Origin of the sequence: Burkholderia sp. MS455, from assembly GCF_016899445.1 — a bacterium.
Lineage (GTDB): Bacteria > Pseudomonadota > Gammaproteobacteria > Burkholderiales > Burkholderiaceae > Burkholderia > Burkholderia pyrrocinia_C.
Map to the genome: position 1 here is coordinate 2205546 of NZ_CP041779.1, position 12967 is coordinate 2218512.

The 12967-nt window shown below is 67.8% G+C and carries 14 protein-coding genes; 4 read left to right on the plus strand and 10 right to left on the minus strand.

Annotated elements, in window-relative coordinates; genetic code table 11:
• Positions 1–141: 141 nt before the first annotated feature.
• The 6 genes from FPJ27_RS29270 to FPJ27_RS29295 form a co-directional block, all read right to left on the minus strand.
• Positions 142–759, minus strand: coding sequence for a 2'-5' RNA ligase family protein (locus FPJ27_RS29270; protein ID WP_204423659.1), 618 nt, complete (start codon positions 757–759; stop codon positions 142–144).
• 136 nt (positions 760–895) lie between these two features.
• A complete protein-coding gene (gene guaA / locus FPJ27_RS29275) occupies positions 896–2515 on the minus strand; it encodes a glutamine-hydrolyzing GMP synthase (protein WP_072437108.1) in 1620 nt (539 codons plus the stop codon).
• A 107-nt stretch (positions 2516–2622) separates the two neighbouring features.
• Positions 2623–3219, minus strand: coding sequence for a hypothetical protein (locus tag FPJ27_RS29280; RefSeq protein ID WP_204423661.1), 597 nt, complete (start codon positions 3217–3219; stop codon positions 2623–2625).
• Positions 3220–3225: 6 nt separating this feature from the next.
• Positions 3226–4686 (minus strand): IMP dehydrogenase, encoded by a 1461-nt coding sequence (guaB, locus tag FPJ27_RS29285; protein ID WP_034181136.1) that lies wholly within the window; start codon positions 4684–4686, stop codon positions 3226–3228.
• Positions 4687–4964: 278 nt separating this feature from the next.
• Positions 4965–5771, minus strand: coding sequence for a DUF2182 domain-containing protein (locus tag FPJ27_RS29290; RefSeq protein ID WP_204423662.1), 807 nt, complete (start codon positions 5769–5771; stop codon positions 4965–4967).
• A gap of 31 nt (positions 5772–5802) precedes the next feature.
• Positions 5803–6567: a DUF899 domain-containing protein gene (locus FPJ27_RS29295; protein WP_072437105.1), complete on the minus strand. Its 765-nt coding sequence runs from the start codon at positions 6565–6567 to the stop codon at positions 5803–5805.
• 114 nt (positions 6568–6681) lie between these two features.
• Here FPJ27_RS29295 and FPJ27_RS29300 point away from each other — a divergent pair, with 114 nt between their 5' ends.
• From FPJ27_RS29300 to FPJ27_RS29310, 3 genes are all read left to right on the plus strand, one after another.
• A complete protein-coding gene (locus FPJ27_RS29300) occupies positions 6682–7902 on the plus strand; it encodes a helix-turn-helix domain-containing protein (RefSeq protein ID WP_204423663.1) in 1221 nt (406 codons plus the stop codon).
• A gap of 31 nt (positions 7903–7933) precedes the next feature.
• Positions 7934–8620: a glutaminyl-peptide cyclotransferase gene (locus FPJ27_RS29305; RefSeq protein ID WP_072437258.1), complete on the plus strand. Its 687-nt coding sequence runs from the start codon at positions 7934–7936 to the stop codon at positions 8618–8620.
• Between the two features lie 170 nt (positions 8621–8790).
• Positions 8791–9774 carry a DMT family transporter gene (locus FPJ27_RS29310; RefSeq protein ID WP_204423664.1) on the plus strand — a complete coding sequence of 328 codons (984 nt, stop codon included), beginning with the start codon at positions 8791–8793 and terminating at the stop codon, positions 9772–9774.
• 61 nt (positions 9775–9835) lie between these two features.
• Here FPJ27_RS29310 and FPJ27_RS29315 read toward each other — a convergent pair whose 3' ends face one another.
• Positions 9836–10159 (minus strand): RnfH family protein, encoded by a 324-nt coding sequence (locus FPJ27_RS29315; protein ID WP_034181131.1) that lies wholly within the window; start codon positions 10157–10159, stop codon positions 9836–9838.
• A gap of 4 nt (positions 10160–10163) precedes the next feature.
• Positions 10164–10601 carry a type II toxin-antitoxin system RatA family toxin gene (locus FPJ27_RS29320; RefSeq protein WP_034181130.1) on the minus strand — a complete coding sequence of 146 codons (438 nt, stop codon included), beginning with the start codon at positions 10599–10601 and terminating at the stop codon, positions 10164–10166.
• Between the two features lie 98 nt (positions 10602–10699).
• Here FPJ27_RS29320 and smpB point away from each other — a divergent pair, with 98 nt between their 5' ends.
• Complete coding sequence (smpB, locus tag FPJ27_RS29325; RefSeq protein WP_006478511.1) at positions 10700–11146, plus strand: SsrA-binding protein SmpB; 447 nt, start codon at positions 10700–10702, stop codon at positions 11144–11146.
• Positions 11147–11388: 242 nt separating this feature from the next.
• On the opposite strand, the gene FPJ27_RS29330 is transcribed toward smpB, so the two are convergent.
• Entirely contained in the window at positions 11389–12324 is a 936-nt protein-coding gene (locus FPJ27_RS29330; RefSeq protein ID WP_069745079.1) for an SPFH domain-containing protein, read from the minus strand.
• 33 nt (positions 12325–12357) lie between these two features.
• Positions 12358–12792: an NfeD family protein gene (locus FPJ27_RS29335; protein ID WP_072437101.1), complete on the minus strand. Its 435-nt coding sequence runs from the start codon at positions 12790–12792 to the stop codon at positions 12358–12360.
• Positions 12793–12967: the final 175 nt, after the last annotated feature.

Consider the following 12967-nt stretch of genomic DNA (forward strand, 5'->3'; position numbering starts at 1 on the left):
AGCGACCAGATGCGTACTGCCTCGAAGAGAAAGGTGGACTGCACCGACGTCACCCCACGACGGAATCATCACCTTTTTTCTGTCGTTCCAGGCACAACTCCCGCTCATCGCAGGATTGCAAATTGTGAACGATTCAGTTTCTCAAATCGTCGGGATGCTGTCCGTCAGCGGCCAGCGCCCGACAATGTCGTAGTGCGTCTTGCCGAGCCAGCTGTGGATCAGGACGAATTCGCGTACGGTCCACGTGATCGGTTCCGTTGGACATCGAGTGACCCTGCCGTCGCCGTACAGCAAGGTGAGATGAGGTGTGAAACGCGCGCCCGAAACACGCAGGCGGGCCCCTCTGAGCGCATCCACCAGTAGGCGCTGAAACCTGAGCAGCTCGTCCAGCCCGCCGCTCCCCGTCAACACCAGAGGCCGATGCCCCGGCCGCCCGTTGAAGCTGAGGATCTGATCGAATGTCACGCCGAATGACGGCACGTCGATACTTGCCGCCGCAACGCATGCACGCGCGAGGATGACCTCCGGCACATACGCGAAATCGCCCACAAGTTGCAACGTGACATGCAGACGCCCGGCATGCAGCGGCCGGCCGTCGACTCGCATCCCGGCGCCCAGGCGAGCGCCCCTTTCGGCCATGCACGCAGCGGTGTCCGGATCGGGCATCACGGCGAAGAAAAAGCGATGCTCAGGTGCCAATTGCGTTGCCTCGAAGCCTGGCAGCGTAAGTTGGGGCACAGCAGCGTTAGACGTTCGCATCTGTAGACCTCCGTTACCGTCAATCGATTGACGACCCGCCAACAGCGCAAAAAAACAACGCCCGGCAGGATTTCCTGCCGGGCGTTCGCATCAACCGGTGCCGCAATCCGCTATCGAGGCATGCCCCGACACCAGATCACTCCCACTCGATCGTCGCCGGCGGCTTCCCCGAGATGTCGTACACCACACGGTTGATCCCGCGCACCTCGTTGATGATCCGGTTCGACGCGCGGCCGAGCAGCGCGTACGGCAGGTGCGCCCAGTGTGCGGTCATGAAGTCGGTCGTCTGCACTGCGCGCAGCGACGTCACGTAGTCGTACGTGCGGCCGTCGCCCATCACGCCGACCGACTTCACCGGCAGGAACACCGCGAACGCCTGGCTCGTCAGGTCGTACCAGCTCTTGCCGACATCGGCCTCGCCGCACAGGCCGGCAGCCGCATCCTGCGCGGTCGCGGTCGTGTTGCGCAGTTCCTCGATGAAGATCGCGTCCGCGCGGCGCAGCAGGTCGGCGTATTCGCGCTTCACTTCGCCGAGGATCCGCACGCCGAGGCCCGGGCCCGGGAACGGATGGCGATACACCATCTCCGGCGGCAGGCCGAGCGCGACGCCCAACTCACGCACTTCGTCCTTGAACAGGTCGCGCAGCGGCTCGAGCAGCTTCAGGCCGAGCGTTTCCGGCAGGCCACCGACGTTGTGGTGGCTCTTGATCGTCGTCGCCTTCTTCGTCTTCGTGCCGCCGGATTCGACCACGTCCGGATAGATCGTGCCCTGCGCGAGCCACTTCGCCTTCGACAGCTTCTTCGCCTCGGCCTGGAACACCTCGACGAACTCGCGGCCGATGATCTTGCGCTTCGCTTCCGGATCGGTCACGCCGGCCAGGTGGCCGAGGAACTGATCGGACGCGTCGACGTGCACGACCTTCGCATGCAGGCGGCCCTCGAACATGTCGAGCACCATCTTGCCTTCGTTCAGGCGCAGCAGGCCGTGGTCGACGAACACGCAGGTGAGCTGGTCGCCGATCGCGCGGTGGATCAGCGCAGCCGCGACGCTCGAATCGACGCCACCCGACAGGCCGAGAATCACTTCCTCGTCACCGACCTGCTCGCGGATCTTCGCGACGGCTTCCTCGATGTGGTTGCGCATGATCCAGTCGGGCTTCGCGCCGGCGATCTGCAGCACGAAGCGCTCGATGATCTGGCGGCCCTTCACCGTATGCGTGACTTCCGGGTGGAACTGCACCGCGTAGTAGCCGCGCGCCTCGTCGGCCATGCCGGCGATCGGGCAGCTCGGCGTCGATGCCATCAGCGCGAAGCCCGGCGGCAGCTCGGCGACCTTGTCGCCATGGCTCATCCAGACCTTCAGCATCCCGTGGCCTTCGGCCGTCGTGAAATCCTCGATGCCGTCGAGCAGGCGCGTATGGCCGTGCGCGCGCATTTCCGCATAGCCGAATTCGCGATGGTCGCTCCACTCGACCTTGCCGCCGAGTTGCACGGCCATCGTCTGCATGCCGTAGCAGATGCCGAGCACCGGCACGCCGAGATCCCACACGGCCTGCGGCGCGCGCAGCTGGTGGTCTTCGTACGTGCTCGCGTGGCTGCCCGACAGGATCACCGCCTTCGGCGCGAACTCGCGGACGAAGTCGTCGGACACATCGTTCGGATGGATTTCGCAGTAGACGTGCGCTTCACGCACGCGCCGCGCAATCAGTTGGGTGACTTGCGAACCGAAGTCGAGAATCAGGATTTTGTCGTGCATGGCTGCGGACGGGATGAAGAGAAGAAGAAAAGCAGCGCACGAAGCGCTGCGTCAATAGCATGGACAGCGGCGTCGGGCGGCAGGCGGCACGCGCGACGCATGGCCGTTCAATCCTGCATCGGCGGGCGCTCGTCGAGTGCGACGCCGCCTGATTGGCTGGACGCGGCCGACGACGGCGCGGCGGGCGCCGCGGGACGGCTAACGACGGGTTCGACGCGCTGCGGTGCGGGCGACGACGCCGGCGCCATCGCCGGCTCGGCCGGACGCTGCGCCGGTGCGCGCGCCTCGAGCGCCTGCGCTTTCTCGCGCCGGCGCACGGCCGATGCGAGCCGCACGCCGCCGAGGCCCAGCATGATCAGCGCGACCCCGGCCACGGCCGACAGCACCCGGCCGGCGGCCGCGAGCGCGGGACCGCTGCCGGTGCCGATCGACCAGACGATCGTCAGCACGCCGGTCAGCCAGTACACGTGGCCGACCGACCGCGCGACGGGCGCCGTGAGATCGCCGTTGAACGCCGCATGAAACGCGAGCCACGCGAGCCCGAGCAATGCGATGCCGAACGCCTGGCCGAGCATCGCCGGCTGGATGTTCGCAAGCTGCAGCGCGTTGAAGAGCGACTGCCAGGGCGTCAGCACGAACAGCACGCCGAACGCCAGCAGCAGCACGGCATCGATGATCAGCACGGCTCGCAACAGCGGTTTCATCGGCGGTCAGTCCACGTGGTAGTTCGGCGCTTCCTTCGTGATCTGCACGTCGTGCACGTGCGACTCGCGCATGCCCGCAGCGGTGATCTGGACGAATTCGGCCTTGTCGTGCAGCTCGTCGATCGTCCGGCAGCCGCAGTAGCCCATGCTGGCGCGCACGCCGCCGACCAGCTGGAACAGGATCGCGTTGACCGAACCCTTGTACGCGACGCGGCCTTCGATGCCTTCCGGCACGAGCTTGTCGATGTTCGCCGAGTTGTCCTGGAAATAGCGGTCTGCCGCGCCGTCCTTCATCGCACCGACCGAACCCATGCCGCGGTACGCCTTGTACTGGCGGCCCTGGTACAGGAACACGTCGCCCGGCGACTCTTCGGTGCCCGCCAGCATGCTGCCCATCATCACCGCGTTCGCGCCGGCCGCGAGGGCCTTCGACACGTCGCCCGAGAAGCGCACGCCGCCGTCGGCGATGCACGGCACACCGGTGCCCTTCAGCGCTTCCGCGACGTTCGCGATCGCGCTGATCTGCGGCACGCCGACGCCCGCGACGATCCGCGTCGTGCAGATCGAGCCGGGGCCGATACCGACCTTGACCGCGTCCGCGCCGTATTCGACGAGCGCCTTCGCGGCAGCGGCCGTCGCGATGTTGCCGCCGATCACCTCGACGTGCGGGAAATTCTGCTTGACCCAGCGGACGCGCTCGAGCACGCCCTTGCTGTGACCGTGCGCGGTATCGACGACGATCACGTCGACGCCGGCCTGCACCAGCAGCTCGACGCGTTCTTCGTTGTCGGGACCGACGCCGACCGCCGCGCCTGCGCGCAGCTTGCCGTGTTCGTCCTTGCACGCGTCCGGGTGCTCGGTCTGCTTCGTGATGTCCTTGACGGTCATCAGGCCGCGCAGTTCGAACGCGTCGTTGACGACCAGCACGCGCTCGAGGCGGTGGCTGTGCATCAGCGCCTTCGCTTCGGCGAGCGGCGTGCCTTCCTTGACCGTGACGAGGCGCTCGCGCGGCGTCATGATCGACTTGACCGGCTCGTCGAGGCGCGTTTCGAAACGCAGGTCGCGGTTCGTGACGATGCCGACGAGCTGCGGGCCTTCGACGACCGGGAACCCCGAGATGCCATGCTGGCGCGACAGCGCGATTACATCGCGCACCTTCATTTGCGGCGGCACCGTGATCGGGTCACGGACGACACCCGACTCGAAACGCTTGACCTTCGCGACCTCGCGGGCTTGTTCGGCCGGCGTGAGGTTCTTGTGGACGATACCGACGCCACCCTGCTGCGCCATCGCGATCGCGAGACGACCTTCGGTGACCGTGTCCATGGCGGCGGACACGAGCGGCATGTTCAGGGAGATGTTGCGGGTCAGCTTGGTCTTGAGGCTGGTGTCGCGCGGGAGAACGTCGGAAAAGGCGGGTACGAGGAGCACGTCATCGAAAGTGAGTGCTTTTTGGATCAGACGCATGGCAAATCCTATGGGCGCAAAAGCGAATTATACGCGAAGCGCTGCGAATTTTCACAACACGAACAACGGCTTAGCCGTTTTCATGCGTCCGGGGGCCGAATCGTTCGGATCGCCGTTCGGTTCGTTTTCGATCGCTTTTCGTTTCACCGCCGCATCGAGCCATTCGCGCAACGGGCTGCGCCGCGGCAACCGCGCCTGTCGCGGCCGGGCCACACGGCAGCCGCGGCACCGGTCGCCCGCAGCCCGGCAACGCGCCGGATCGGCTCGCCTCCCCGGTCTTATACCAGCCCGGCCGCGCGCGCGATCATCGCGAGACCGCCCCCGATCGCGATACCGCCGACCAGCCGCGCAACGCGCTCGCCGGCCGGCGCCAGCCGCTCGGCGGCAATCGCGACCGTCACGGCGGCCATCACGCGCAGATCCATCATGCCGGCCGCCAGCGCGATCGCCATCAGGTTCCCGCAACAGGCGCCGCAACGCGTCGCGGTTCGCACACCGTGCCGCCAGGCCGCGCCGGCATCCGGGCGCGACCGGCGCGGGCCCGCCGCAGCGTGCCGGCAGCACGCCAGCCGGCGCGCCTTCCACACCGAGAACTGCAACACGCCCGCGCCGAGCACGACCGCGCCGGCCGCGAACGGCATCGCACGGGCGAGCGCCGGCAGCCGTGCCGCGGCGGCGGTCAGCGCGCCGCCGAGCGCAAACGTCACCGCGCCGAGCGCCATCCATACCGCGAAATACCCGGCGCCCGCGACGACGACCAGCCAGGTCGAGCGCGCCGCGCCCAGCTGGCCGACGCGCTGCCGGTATCGCCAGAGCGTCGGCGCCAGCACGGGAAGCATCATCGTCACCGTCATCGTGCCCCACATGCCGGCGAACGCCGCGAACGCGCGGCCGGCACCCCATCCGCACGGCCGCAGCCATGCGGACGAGAGCATCCAGCCGCCGGGCATCGGTTCGCCGCCCATCGCGTCCATCGACGCGTGCTGCGCCAGTGTCGCCATCGCCGCGGCGGCGAACACGGCGACGAGCGCCGCGCCGAATGCGCGCCGATCGCGGCCCGTGTCGCCGGTTGCCGGCCGTGTCATCGCACGCTCCCGCCCCGTCGCCGGCCCGCGCTCAGCCGCGCGCGTATTCGTCGTGCCGGCGCCACCACGGGCCCGCCTCGTTGCGCCCGCGCGGCGCGCGATCGAGCCACTGGTACATCCCCCACAGCCCGTCGAGGCCGCGCGCATAGGTCGAATACGTGTGATAGACGGCGCCGTCCTCGCGCACGAACGCGCTCATCCCCGGCCGGTCGAGCGAATACGTGGCCGCGTCGGTGCCGCACGTCGCCGCGAACTGCACGACGGGCGCCGGCGGCGGATCCATGTCCATCGCATGTCCCGCCCTCGCGTAGTTGTATTCGACGTCGCCCGTGCGCCGCTGCGTTTCGGTGAACGACACATTGAAGTCGAAGTTGAAATCGCTGCCGACCGACGACGCCCACGGGAAAGTCCACCCCATCCGCTGCCGGTACGCGAGCAGCTTCGCGAGCGGCGCGCGCGACACGGCCGCGAGCGTCACGTCGTGGTTCGCCAGGTGCACGGCAAAACCGTCGAAACCGTCCGCGAGCGCCGAGCACGACGGGCAGCCGGCCTTGTAGTCGGGGCCGAACATGAAGTGATAAACGAGCAGTTGCGAACGGCCGCGAAACAGGTCGTCGAGCGTCGCCTGCCCTTCTTCGGTGTCGAACCGGTAGGTCTTGTCGACGCGCACCCAAGGCAGTGCCTGGCGCCGCCGCGCGAGTTCGTCGCTTTGCCGCGTCAGCGCCTTTTCTGCTTCGAGCAGCGCCCTGCGCTCGGCCAGCCATTCGTCGCGCGTTCCGGTGAGATGGGTCGTCATTGCGGGTTCCTCCTTCCGATGGGTATCCGGGCACGGCGTACGGCGCCGTGTGCGTGGTGCTAGATTAGTGCTCGGCATCGGGCCGGAGGGAGTGACAAGTGTGTCGGGATTCGGATGGATTCGCTGATCACCGCGGCCGCGCGCGCGCTCGCGGCCGGTGACGCGCTCGGCGCGCTGAACCGCGTCGCGCTGCGCGACGACGCGCCGGCGCTCGCGCTGCGCGGAATCGCGATGGCTCAGCTCGGCGATTTCGAGCGCGCGCGGGCACTCGTGCGCGGCGCCGCGCGCGCGTGCGGCGCAAAGGAAGCCGTGGCGCGTGCGCGCTGCGTCGTCGCGGAAGCCGAGATCGCGCTCGCGTCGCGCGACCTCCGCTGGCCGACGCGCGCGCTCGATGCCGCGTGCGCGACGCTCGACGCGCACGGCGACCGCGCGAACGCCGCGCATGCGCGTTATCTCGACGTGCGCCGGCTGCTGCTGATCGGTCGCATCGACGATGCCGAACGGATGCTCGCGCATCTCGATCCCGCGCCGCTGCCGGCCGCGTCGCGCGCCGCCCATGAACTGATCGCGGCCGGCATCGCGATGCGCCGCATCCGCACGCATGCGGCCCGCGCTGCGCTCGCCCGTGCACGCGCAGCCGCCCGCGACACCGGCATCGCCGCGCTGACGGCCGAAATCGATACCGCCGCGCGCGTGCTCGATGCGCCGGCCGCGCGACTCATCGCGCGCGGCACGTCGCGGCTCGTTCAGCTCGACGAAGTCGAGACGCTGTTCGCGTCGAATACGCTCGTCGTCGACGCGTGCCGCCACACGGTGCGCGACGCGCGCACGACCGTGTCGCTCGCGCGCCGCCCCGTGCTGTTCGTGCTCGCCCGCGCGCTCGGCGAGGCATGGCCGGCCGACGTGTCGAGAAACGCGCTCGTGGCCGCCGCGTTCCGCGCGAAACATGCGGATGAATCGCATCGCGCGCGCCTGCGCGTCGAGATCGGCCGGCTCCGAGCGGTGCTGCGGCCGCTCGCGAACGTCACCGCGACGCCGCGCGGCTTCGCGCTCGAACCGCTCGGCGTGCGCGAGACCGTCGTACTCGCGCGCCCGGTCGACGATCGCCACGCGGCCGTGCTCGCGCTCCTCGCCGACGGCGAGGCGTGGTCGAGCTCCGCGCTGGCGCTCGCGCTCGGCGCGAGCCAGCGCACCGTGCAGCGCGCGCTCGACGCGCTCGCCGAAGCGGCCAAGGTGCAGGCACTCGGACGCGGCCGCGCGCGCCGCTGGATGACGCCGCCGCTGCCCGGATTCGCGACGACCTTGTTACTCCCTGCCGCGCTGCCGGGAGATTAGGATGGCCTCACCGAACGACGAGGTGACGAACATGAAACGCTCCAATGCAGACATCATTCGCGAATACGGCCCGTTTCCGGGCGTCGACGGCGTGCACGGCGTCACGTTCGACGGGCGGCACGTGTGGTACGCGTCCGGCGACAAGCTGAATGCGCTCGATCCGGAGCGCGGCACGACCGTCCGCTCGCTCGACGTCGCCGCGCATGCGGGCACGGCGTTCGACGGCCGCCACCTGTTCCAGATCGTCGAGGACCGCATCGAGAAGATCGATCCGGAATCGGGCCGCGTGCTCGCTACGATCCCGGCACCCGGCGGCGGCGCCGACTCTGGGCTCGCGTGGGCCGAAGGCACGCTGTGGGTCGGCCAGTACCGCGAACGCAAGATTCATCAGATCGATCCGGAATCGGGCGCCGTGCTGCGCACGATCGAATCGAATCGCTTCGTCACCGGCGTGACGTGGGTCGACGGCGAGCTGTGGCACGGCACCTGGGAAGCCGACCAGAGCGATTTGCGGCACGTCGATCCGCGTACGGGCCAGGTGCTCGAGCAGGTCGACATGCCGCCCGGCGTCGGCGTGTCGGGGCTCGAATCCGACGGCCGCGATCTTTTCTACTGCGGCGGCGGCAACAGCGGCAAGCTGCGCACCGTGCGTCGCCCGGCGCGCGTGCGGGCGTCGGGCGACGGCGCCGGTGCGACGCCCGACCCGGCCGACGGCTGATTCGCACCGTACCGCGGCCGCGAACCCTCGATAACCAGGAACGGATCGCGACCGCTCCGTCGCACGGCACATCGAAACCCCGCCACGCCCCGAGTGCAGGAATGAACAAGACGCCGCCGAACCGGCGTCGCTAAGATGCGCGCTCGTCAGTCATGTGTTCGGAGCGGTCGATGCGGCGCGGTGTGGTCTATGGTGTTCTGGCAGGTGCCCTGTGGGGCATGGTGTTTCTCGTTCCGCGGCTGCTGACCGACTTCTCGCCGCTGCTGCTGAGCGCCGGCCGCTACGCGATGTATGGCGTCGTGTCACTCGCGGCCGCGCTGCCGGCCGCCCGCTCGCTGCTCGCGCGGCTGACCCGCGAAGATCTCGTCGCGCTCGTGAAGCTCGCGGTCGTCGGCAACGTCGCTTACTACATGCTGCTGTCCGGCGCCGTGCATCTGATCGGCATCGCGCCCAGCTCGCTGATCGTCGGCGTATTGCCCGTCACCGTCACGCTCGCGGGCATCGGCGACCACGGCGCCGTGCCGCTGCGGCGGCTTGCCGTCCCGCTCGCACTGGTGATCGCGGGCATCGCTTGCATCAACGTCGACCTGTTCACGTCCGAGGCCGCGCACGCGACGACGCTCGGCCAGAAGCTCGCGGGCATCGCCTGCGCGGCCGGCGCGCTCGCGAGCTGGACCTGGTACGCGGTCGCGAACACGCGCTACCTGCAGCGCCATCATCATTTCGGCGGCAACGAATGGTCGGTGCTGTGGGGTGTCGTGACAGGCCTGATCGGCGCGCTCTGCTGGATCGCGATCCTCGCGCTGCCGGCCGGCACGGTGCAGGCGGCCGTCCCGGCGTCGCGCTGGCAACTGTTCTGGCTGCTGAATCTCGTACTCGCGATCGGCGCGTCATGGCTCGGCAACGGGCTGTGGAATGCGGCGTCGAAGCGGTTGCCGCTCACGCTGTCGGGTCAGTTGATCGTGTTCGAAACCGTGTTCGCGATGCTTTACGCGTTCGCCTTCGACCAGCGGATGCCGCACGCGCTCGAGATCGCCGCGCTCGTGCTGCTGCTCGCAGGCGTGTACGGCTCGGTGCGACAGCACGACGACACGCCCGCCGGCGGAGACACGCCGGGCAGCGCGTCGGTCAACGCGAACGCCGCGGCCCACTGAGCGCCGCGGCGTTTGATCAGACGAATCGGAGCGGAAGGAGCGAAAGAAGCGGAATCGCGCGTCAGCGCGCGTCCTTGTGCATCCACTTGCGGCCCTCGATCGAGCCGGCGCGGCGGGACTTGTCGACGCGCCGCTGGCGCGCCAGCTTCGGATCGACGATCAGCGGGCGGTAGATCTCGACGCGATCGTGGTCGGCGAGCGGCGCATCGAGCGGCGCGAGCTTGCCGTACACGCCCGTCTTCGCTTGCGCGAGGTCGATCTCCGGGTGCAGCGCGAGCACGCCGCTCGCGTCGATCGCGGAGCGAACGGTCGCGCCTTCGGGCAGCGACACCCGAATCAGCGTCTGGCGGTCCGGCAGCGCATAGCAGACTTCGATCGACAGCATCGCGTCACCCCTTCCCGTAGCGCTGGTCCGCACGCTTCACGAACGAATCGACGAACGTGTTCGCGATGTGGCTGAACACCGGCCCGATGATTTTCTCGAGCAGGATGCTCGAAAACTCGTAGTGCAGCGCGAATTCGATCTTGCACGCATCGGCGCGCAGCGCGGTGAAGCGCCACGAGCCCGTGAACTTCTTGAACGGGCCGTCCGTGAACTCCATGTCGATCCGCGTCGGACGCTGCTGCGTGTTGCGCGTCGCGAAATGCTGCTTGATGCCCTTGAAGTTGATATCGATGCGCGCTTCCATCCCGCTGTCGTCCTGACGGCGAATCTCGACGCCGCCGCACCAGGGCAGGAAATTGGGGTAATCGGCCACGTCGGTGACGAGGTCGAACATCTGTTCCGCCGAATGACGGATCAATACGGTTTTCTGGACATCTGCCATAAATCGCGCGGCATCGCTCAAGGTGGGAACGCAAGCCGGGCGATTCACGCCCCGCTTTGCTAAAATCGTGATTTTAAACGAGTTGGCCCGATCCTTTCATGAGCATCATCGACAACAGGAAAGCGCACTTCGATTATCACATCGAGGAACGCTACGAAGCGGGGCTCGTGCTTGAGGGCTGGGAAGTCAAGGCGCTGCGTGCCGGGCGAGGCCAGATCAAGGAAGGCTACGTCGTGGTGAAGAACGCCGAGATCTTCCTGATCGGCACCCATATCAGCCCGCTGCCCGAAGCCTCGACGCACATCAAGCCCGACCCGGTCCGCACGCGCAAGCTGCTGCTGCACCGTGAGGAAATCAAGAAACTGATCGGCAAGGTCGAGCAGCGCGGCTACACGCTCGTGCCGCTGAACTTCCACTACAAGGGCGGCCGCGTGAAGTGCGACATCGCGCTCGCGAAAGGCAAGAAGCTGCACGACAAGCGCGAAACCGAGAAGAAGCGCGACTGGGAACGCGAGAAAGCGCGCATCATGCGCGCCGGCACCTGACGCGCGCGATACGCATCACAAACGATACGGCCCGCTCGAAGCGGGCCGTGTTGCTTTGTAAAGCGTGATTCGCACATATCGGCGACCGGACGCGGGCGGCGGGATTCCGGATGCCGCGCCGGTTCGGTTGACGATACGGGCCAGCCGGCAACCGACGGACCTCATCCGAGCCCGCCCGGCTGCGCGACGATTCGCCGCACGCCTATCGCATACGGCAGCCGTCGGCACATAGTGCGTCCGGCTCAGCCCTTCCCGCCCGCGGCCGGCGACGCGTTCTTGACGATCGACATCGCCGATGCGATCGCACTGCCGAGATCCGACAGGTTCGACGGCACGATCAGCGTATTACCCTGCTTCGCGAGATTCGAGAACGCGCCGACATACTGCTCGGCGACCTTCAGGTTCACCGCGTCCATCCCGCCCTGCGACTGGATCGCGCTCGCGATCTTCTGGATCGCCTGCGCGTTCGCCTCGGCCACCGCGAGAATCGCGGCCGCCTCGCCCTGCGCCTGGTTGATCGCGGCCTGCCGCTCGCCTTCGGACTTCTGGATCGCCGCCTCGCGCGCGCCCGACGCGAGGTTGATCTGCTCCTGCTTGCGGCCTTCGGACGCGGCGATCAGCGCGCGCTTCTCGCGCTCGGCGGTGATCTGCGCCTGCATCGCGTGCAGGATCTCCTTCGGCGGCGTCAGGTCCTTGATCTCGTAGCGCAGCACTTTCACGCCCCAGTTCGCCGCGGCCTCGTCGAGCGCCGACACGATGCTGTGGTTGATGAAGTCGCGCTCCTCGAAGGTCTTGTCGAGCTCCAGCTTGCCGATTACCGAGCGCAGCATCGTTTGCGACAACTGCGTGATCGCGAGCACGAAGTTGCTCGACCCGTACGACGCCTTCATCGGGTCCATCACCTGGAAATACAGCACGCCGTCGACCTGAAGCTGCGTATTGTCGCGCGTGATGCAGATCTGGCTCGGCACGTCGAGCGGAATTTCCTTCAGCACGTGCCGGTACGCGATGCGATCGACGAACGGCAGCACGATGTTCAGCCCCGGCGACAGCGTCGCGTGATAGCGACCGAAGCGCTCGAGCACCCACGCATGCTGCTGCGGCACGATCTTCACCGTCTTCGACACGATCACGATCGCGATGACGAGCAGGACAACCCAGATGATCAGCGAATCCATGAACTATTCCCTCCTTGTTGTACCGGCGGACAATCAGCCCGCGGGTTTCGCCACGACCACGAGACAGTTGCCGCGCACGGCGCTTACCTGATACACGTGCGCATCGTCGCGCTCGCCGTTCGCGAGCTCGACGTCCCAGTCGGCGCCGCGATACTGCACGCGCGCACGACCGTCACGCCACGCGTCGACCGTAACGGTCGCACCGATATCGAGATTGATGTCGGGATTCGTCGACGTGTCGCGCTTCTGCTTGCGGCCGAGCCCCGAACGGCGCAGCACGATCATCGCGACGATCGCCACCACGGCCGCCGCGCCGAACTGCACGTGCGGCGCGAAACCCGCCAGTTGCAGCAACCCGCCCGCGAGAAAGCCGAGCGCGATCATCAGCAGATAGAACGTGCCCGTCAGCAACTCGGCCACGACCAGCACACCCACCGCAACCCACCAGAACAGATGCCCCGACATCATTGTGGTCTCCAGAAAACGCCCCAACGCTCACTTGCGTTGCATGGGACCGGAGTACGCGCTGAAGCGCTACTCCGGATCGACACGTTCACCGCCCCTCGAGGGGGCGGTCGGCACGCTTGGGGCGGCCCGGCGCGTCCCGACAAACAAAAACACCCCGGCGTCTACCGGGGTGTTT

What these genes read in the sequence shown, in the direction of transcription:
- FPJ27_RS29270 (WP_204423659.1), bottom strand. Translation starts at nt 759, where the DNA reads ATGCGAACGTCTAACGCTGCTGTGCCCCAACTTACGCTGCCAGGCTTC.
- guaA (WP_072437108.1), bottom strand. Translation starts at nt 2,515, where the DNA reads ATGCACGACAAAATCCTGATTCTCGACTTCGGTTCGCAAGTCACCCAA.
- FPJ27_RS29280 (WP_204423661.1), bottom strand. Translation starts at nt 3,219, where the DNA reads ATGAAACCGCTGTTGCGAGCCGTGCTGATCATCGATGCCGTGCTGCTG.
- guaB (WP_034181136.1), bottom strand. Translation starts at nt 4,686, where the DNA reads ATGCGTCTGATCCAAAAAGCACTCACTTTCGATGACGTGCTCCTCGTA.
- FPJ27_RS29290 (WP_204423662.1), bottom strand. Translation starts at nt 5,771, where the DNA reads ATGACACGGCCGGCAACCGGCGACACGGGCCGCGATCGGCGCGCATTC.
- FPJ27_RS29295 (WP_072437105.1), bottom strand. Translation starts at nt 6,567, where the DNA reads ATGACGACCCATCTCACCGGAACGCGCGACGAATGGCTGGCCGAGCGC.
- FPJ27_RS29300 (WP_204423663.1), top strand. Translation starts at nt 6,682, where the DNA reads ATGGATTCGCTGATCACCGCGGCCGCGCGCGCGCTCGCGGCCGGTGAC.
- FPJ27_RS29305 (WP_072437258.1), top strand. Translation starts at nt 7,934, where the DNA reads ATGAAACGCTCCAATGCAGACATCATTCGCGAATACGGCCCGTTTCCG.
- FPJ27_RS29310 (WP_204423664.1), top strand. Translation starts at nt 8,791, where the DNA reads ATGCGGCGCGGTGTGGTCTATGGTGTTCTGGCAGGTGCCCTGTGGGGC.
- FPJ27_RS29315 (WP_034181131.1), bottom strand. Translation starts at nt 10,159, where the DNA reads ATGCTGTCGATCGAAGTCTGCTATGCGCTGCCGGACCGCCAGACGCTG.
- FPJ27_RS29320 (WP_034181130.1), bottom strand. Translation starts at nt 10,601, where the DNA reads ATGGCAGATGTCCAGAAAACCGTATTGATCCGTCATTCGGCGGAACAG.
- smpB (WP_006478511.1), top strand. Translation starts at nt 10,700, where the DNA reads ATGAGCATCATCGACAACAGGAAAGCGCACTTCGATTATCACATCGAG.
- FPJ27_RS29330 (WP_069745079.1), bottom strand. Translation starts at nt 12,324, where the DNA reads ATGGATTCGCTGATCATCTGGGTTGTCCTGCTCGTCATCGCGATCGTG.
- FPJ27_RS29335 (WP_072437101.1), bottom strand. Translation starts at nt 12,792, where the DNA reads ATGATGTCGGGGCATCTGTTCTGGTGGGTTGCGGTGGGTGTGCTGGTC.